Below are 5794 nucleotides of genomic sequence, written 5' to 3'. Positions count from 1 at the left end.
TCCAGCCCTCGACGGCCACGGTTTCGTTTCAGCGGATCCGATGAGTCGGCAACCTGCTGCAACTCCCGCAAGACGAACTGAGGAATGAGAAGCGTCCCCTCAACAAATCCCGTCTCGCAGATATCAGCAATGCGGCCATCAATGATCACCGAGGTATCAAGAATTTTGCAACTCTTGCCTCGCGGCTTTTCCTTTTCCCTGAAAAGCCGAACCAGATTCGACATGCTGAACCCAGGGCTCTTCTCGATCGCGATGGCAGCCCCAAGGTATGCAGCCCCGATGGTGATAATGATCCGCATCGTCATATAGATGTAAGAAGGAATGAAGTTCTGAAAGCCGGAGATAGCGCTAAATAAGAGTTCGGACAACCCGAGGCCCACGACAAACCCGATGATTCCGCTGACAATGACTTGCAGGGAAGCCTGATGAAACTTGCGCTGAAGGACCATCACAACAACGCCGCACGAGGCCCCCAGAAGGATGCCGGCCAGCGCAAGCAGCCACTGGTAAGGACCTGCGCCAGCCTGCTGAAAGGCCAGATAGAATCCGATGATCGCCCCTCCAACAATCATCGGGAGACCAACCCGATAGTTATTCAAATCGATCACCCCCTCTCATAAGCTTCGATGGCCTCACGGGGCCATCATCTGTGGTGATCCACCGCCTGTTCAACGAGCGCACTTGCTCTCTCCTGGTCAATCCCGGAGGCATGCGAAATCTCACTGACGATCAACCTTCTGACATTCTCCAGCATCGTCTTCTCGCCGAACGACAAGCTCCGTTCCTTCTGAAGTACAACCAACTTTCGGAGGACCAGCGCAACCTCAAAGAGCGATCCTGTCCTGATCCGCTCCAAGTTATCCTTAAACCGGCGGTTCCAATTCGAACTGATTTCCAGGTCATTCTTCTTCAAAATGGCAAGAACCTTTGGGATTTCCGATGGTTCAATGACCTCTCGAAGACCGACCCGTTGGGCGTTCTTGGTGGGAACCAGAATAGTCATTCCGTTCCCGATGATACGAACGACGTAGAAAGGCTGCAGTCCACCTGCAACCTCTTTTTTTTCGATGGCTTCAATCCACCCGACTCCATGGGTGGGGTAGACCACTTTTGTCCCAGTGCGATACATTATTAACTATGAATTATAGCAGTGATTCTCTGGCTAGTCAAAAGATTCTGCTGCCTACCGTGTCTCCAGCTTCTCCGTCAACTCCTCCAGGGTGTGTAGTCCACTCACCCGTAAAGAGGAAAAGTCGGGCTGGGTCCGATTGAGGTTGTGTCTGGGCATCAGACAATGGGACAACCCCAGGCGGGCGGCCTCCTCAAGCCGTCGCTCCGCCATCGGCACCGCTCGCACCTCGCCTGCCAGACCGATCTCGCCGAACACGCAGAGCCCAGGATCGAGAAGAAGGTTCCTGGCGCTCGAGAGGACCGCTGCGGCGACGCCAAGATCGGCAGCGGTCTCTCCCACCCTGACACCCCCGACGACATTGACGTAAACATCGCATGCGCTGAGCGGCAGGCCGAGCCGCTTTTCCAGCACAGCCAGCAGCAGGACGCCTCGGTTGCTGTCCACTCCATTGAACACTCGTCTGGGAATTGGGGCGCTCGGTACCGCCACCAACGCCTGTAGCTCCACGAGAAGAGGTCGGCTTCCCTCCATGGTCGGAATGACAACCGAGCCGGGCGCCCCAGAGGGACGCTGAGAGAGGAAGACTGCCGACGGGTTTGCAAGCTCTTGCAGTCCGGCTGCCGTCATCTCGAGCACGCCAACCTCTGGGGTTGGGCCAAAACGATTCTTCACGACTCGTAGCAGACGATGGATCTGATGCCCCTCCCCTTCCATGAACACCACCGCATCTACCAGGTGCTCCATTGCCTTCGGACCGGCGATGGCCCCTTCCTTCGTGATATGACCGATGATAATGGTACTGATCCCCTGCTCCTTGGCCAGCGCCATCAGCCGAACGGCAGCTTCGCGAACCTGGCTGAAACTGCCTGGGGGGGATTCTAATTCTTCCGAGGCAATGGTCTGGATGGAATCGATCACCAGAATGGTTGGTCGGATTCGGTCGGTCTGATCCAGAATCGTCTGGAGGGAGGTCTCAGCGAGGAGCAGGAGGCGATCGGAGAGCGGGCCTAATCTATTCGCCCTGGATCGGGTCTGTTGGAGCGATTCCTCGCCAGAGACATACAGCACCAGCCCTTCTTCCTTCGCGATCTGCATTGATGCCTGAAGGAGCAGGGTCGACTTCCCGATCCCCGGATCACCGCTCAAGAGTACGAACGAACCAGGAACGATCCCACCCCCCAGCACCCGATCCAGTTCTGCCAGACCGGTGCTCACTCGGTGGAGTGCCCTGATATCCACGGCGGTGATCGGTGTCGCAAGGCGTGGAACCGAGGGCGCGGCGTTGCGATGGCCGCGATGCCGCTCGGTCGTGGCGCGCTCCTCCAGCAGGCTTCCCCACTCTCCGCAGTCGGGGCAGCGACCCATCCATCGAGCGGTCTGATAACCGCAGCTCTGGCAGAGGTAATGGCTCAGACTCTTAGCCATCGGCGGTCTCTTATCGGCGGCAGGAAAGCCTTTCGTCTCTGGCTGATTGCGTATGGGAACACTTGGAAAACGAATACTTTCGGCCGAACGCCGAAGAGTCGTCGCTTCCGCCATACGACCAGCCCGTGCGGCCCGTCACGCCTCCTCCACCTCATCAGGCTCTTGATGGATGAGGTCGAGAGAGCCGAATTTGACGTACTCCCTGAGGAAGGCCATCTCCACGGTCCCGGTCGGGCCGTTCCGTTGCTTGGCGATGATGATCTCGGTCTTGGTGTCCCGCTCCGGATCGGGTGTCCCGACCTTTCTGACCTGATAGTAGCCAGGCCTGTACAGGAAGATCACGACATCCGAGTCCTGTTCAATGGCCCCGGATTCCCGAAGGTCCGATAGCTGCGGACGCTCCCGCTCCTCTGTTCGCCGCGCAAGTTGCGACAGTGCCACCACCGGAACCTTCAACTCCTTGGCCATGGCCTTCAGGCTCCGGCAGATCTCTGAGACCTCCTGCTGGCGGTTCTCGGACCGGGAACGACCCGAGATAAGCTGGAGGTAGTCAATCACCACCATCCCGATGTTCTGCTCGGCTTTCAGCCTCCGCGCCTTCGCCCGCAGCTCGATAGCAGAAATAGCGGCTGAGTCATCGATGAAGATGGGCGCCTCTGAGAGCTGGCCGGCCGCGTTGGTCAGCTTCGGCCAGTCGCTCTCACGCAGCCATCCTGTTCTGATCCTGTTGGAGTCGACCTCGGCCTCGGAGGAGAGCAGTCGCTGAACGACCTGTTCCTTCGACATCTCCAGGCTGAAGATCCCAACCGGTATCCGTTCCTCGATGGCGGCGTTTCTCGCGATATTGAGAGCAAAACTCGTTTTGCCCATCGAGGGGCGGCCGGCAATGATAATCAGTTCTGACGGCTGAAAGCCGGCAGTTTTCATGTCGAGATCTTCAAATCCGGTGGGCACTCCGGTGACCTGCGTCCTGCGGTCAAATAGTTTCTCCACCTGTTCAAAGGTATCCTTCAGAATCGACTTTAACGGGAGAAAGGCACGCCGCACCCGATCCTCAGCCAGCTCGAATATCTGCTGCTCGGCCCGTTCAAGTATCTGATCCGCCTCCTCCTGATCCGCGAAGCCGAGCCCGACGATGTCGGTAGCCACGGCGATCAACTGGCGCAGAAGCGCCTTATCCCGAACGATCCGCGCATGGTAGGCGACATTCGCTCCCGTGGGGACGGCATCCACCAGTGAGGCAAGGAACGCCGCGGAGCCCACCTCGTCGAGTTCGCCGCGGCGGCGAAGCTCATTGGTAATGGTGATGAGATCAACCGGCTCGCCCCGTCCGAACAGTCCGGAGGCTGCAGCGAAGATCTTGCGATGTGCGTCGCGATAGAACTGCTCCGGCCGTAGCAGCTCAAGACACTTCAGGAAGGCCTCGTTACTCTGCAGGACCGCCCCAAGGACCGACATCTCGGCCTCTAGGTTCTGCGGAGGAACTCGCTCTGCAGTTCCCTCACGCCGATCCACGGTTAACTCCCGCATCATTCGTTGGCCCACCGACTTAGCCCTCTGCGCGCTCTACCGTGAGCCGAAGTTCAGCAACGACCTCTGGGTGTAAGCGGATGGGCACGGTGTAATTGCCGAGCGTCTTGATCGGCTCCTGCAGAAGGATCTTTCTCCGATCTACCTCAAGTCCCTGAATCGTCAAAGCAGCGCAGATGTCCTGGTTGGTGACGGCGCCGAAAAGCCGATCCTGCTCGCCCGCCCGGCGCGCGATGACGCAATGGATCTCTGTGATTCGACCCGCCATCGTCTCCGCCGTACCACGAAGCCTCGCCTCGCGCTCTGTGCTCCGTCGAAGCAGATGATCCAGCGACTTGATGTTCGCGGACGTTGCCGCCACCGCCTTGCGCGCCGGGATCAGGAAATTCCGCGCGAAGCCATCCGCCACCTCGACCTGGTCACCAGCAGAGCCTACCTTTTCTACCCGTTCCAAGAGAACGATCTTCATCAGTGCGTTACCTCCTCCGTACGACCTCACCTCCAGCGCTCTACGCGCCAGGGGGCCTCGGAAGCGAATGTCGGCGAAAAACGACCCAGATATCGAATAGCCCGACTAATGCCAAGAGGAACAACAGCAGGGGTTGAAGAAGCAACAGTACGACACCCAACATCCCCACCAATGGCGAAAGTCCGAGTCGACGGAACCAGAACGTGGCAATCGCCAGACCCTGCAGAAAATACAGCGTCATCATGACGAGTAGCCCGTTGAAACCGATCTCTTTCGCGATCGGCAGGCCACTCAGCAACAAGACAGCTGATCCGATGAATACCCACACCAGCAAGTCCGGCATTCTCCAGGCAAACCCTGGCTTCGAACTACCGGGCGCAGCATTATCAGCCGATCCCCTCCTCGCCAGAAAGAAGTTGGCCGAGGTACTGAGCAGCGCCGCCGCCATGAAGAGGCCTGGTGAGGTTGTGAGCAGAAAACCTCGCACCTCCTCGACAGACCCGAACAGCGGTCCTACCTCGTCTGGAGACACGCCAACCTTGCTGTACAACTCCATCGCCTCTCGTACGGCGATGTCTAGGCGATACTTCAGGAGATCCAGCATCGACCCGCCTGCGCCCCAAGCCAGGATGAAGAGACCGGCCAAGCCGCCCACGATGACGGCCAGACTCCCTGCGGCGACCGATACCTCCGGGGCCCACTGACGGCGGATAGCCTCCGCCAACACAATCGCGGGCAGGCCGAATTCAATGTAAAACACCCAGGCGTGCCCTGAACCCAGGAGGCCGGCAAGGCAGGTTCCCACGGCAAGCACTCCAAGCAGGGCGGCGACTCGGCCGTGTCTCACAGACAGGAGAATAAGCGGTAGGGGTGTCAGCAGACCGAAAAATATTCCGGGAATCGGGATCATTCCGCCGGCCAGCGCAAGCGTGAGGGATGCGAGGCAGAGGGCAGCGCCCTGTATCAACGTCTTGACCAATCCCTCTTTTGGTTCGACTGGGCTCACCACAGGCATCGAGTGTGTTGCGCGGGCACCGTCGCCGCGACTTGCCACCCCTCTCCCGCTCAGAGTAGATCGGCAGCAAAGGGGAGTAATGCGATGCTGCGAGCCATCTTGATAGCTCCGCCCAACTGGCGCTGATGGCTCGCGCAGTTACCGGAAATCCGGCGCGGAATGATCTTCCCTCGATCCGTAATGAAGTTCCTGAGCCTCTTGGCGTCCTTGAAATCGACCGCCT

General features: G+C 58.8%; 6 protein-coding genes and 1 pseudogene. All 7 read right to left on the bottom strand.

Annotated elements, in window-relative coordinates:
- Positions 1-608 (bottom strand): annotated as a pseudogene (locus tag PHV01_RS12680) (PIN domain nuclease); the annotation flags it as partial.
- 35 nt (positions 609-643) lie between these two features.
- Positions 644-1129, bottom strand: coding sequence for a CarD family transcriptional regulator (locus PHV01_RS12675; protein WP_337291520.1), 486 nt, complete (start codon positions 1127-1129; stop codon positions 644-646).
- A 54-nt stretch (positions 1130-1183) separates the two neighbouring features.
- Positions 1184-2557 (bottom strand): DNA repair protein RadA, encoded by a 1374-nt coding sequence (radA, locus tag PHV01_RS12670; protein WP_337291519.1) that lies wholly within the window; start codon positions 2555-2557, stop codon positions 1184-1186.
- A 135-nt stretch (positions 2558-2692) separates the two neighbouring features.
- Complete coding sequence (dnaB, locus tag PHV01_RS12665; RefSeq protein ID WP_337291522.1) at positions 2693-4087, bottom strand: replicative DNA helicase; 1395 nt, start codon at positions 4085-4087, stop codon at positions 2693-2695.
- Between the two features lie 19 nt (positions 4088-4106).
- Entirely contained in the window at positions 4107-4556 is a 450-nt protein-coding gene (gene rplI, locus PHV01_RS12660) for a 50S ribosomal protein L9 (RefSeq protein WP_337291518.1), read from the bottom strand.
- Between the two features lie 40 nt (positions 4557-4596).
- Positions 4597-5610 (bottom strand): DUF2232 domain-containing protein, encoded by a 1014-nt coding sequence (locus PHV01_RS12655; RefSeq protein ID WP_337291517.1) that lies wholly within the window; start codon positions 5608-5610, stop codon positions 4597-4599.
- An 11-nt stretch (positions 5611-5621) separates the two neighbouring features.
- On the bottom strand, positions 5622-5794 hold a 173-nt coding region (gene rpsR / locus PHV01_RS12650), incomplete at its 5' end, for a 30S ribosomal protein S18 (protein ID WP_337291521.1).

This window comes from Candidatus Methylomirabilis sp. (genome assembly GCF_028716865.1).
Classification (GTDB): Bacteria; Methylomirabilota; Methylomirabilia; order Methylomirabilales; family Methylomirabilaceae; genus Methylomirabilis.
This window is presented reverse-complemented; position numbering and strand designations above follow the sequence as displayed.

Bases quoted from the DNA above. Each gene is read 5' to 3' on its own strand.
- PHV01_RS12675 (WP_337291520.1), bottom strand. From the start codon at position 1,129: ATGTATCGCACTGGGACAAAAGTGGTCTACCCCACCCATGGAGTCGGG.
- radA (WP_337291519.1), bottom strand. From the start codon at position 2,557: ATGGCTAAGAGTCTGAGCCATTACCTCTGCCAGAGCTGCGGTTATCAG.
- dnaB (WP_337291522.1), bottom strand. From the start codon at position 4,087: ATGCGGGAGTTAACCGTGGATCGGCGTGAGGGAACTGCAGAGCGAGTT.
- rplI (WP_337291518.1), bottom strand. From the start codon at position 4,556: ATGAAGATCGTTCTCTTGGAACGGGTAGAAAAGGTAGGCTCTGCTGGT.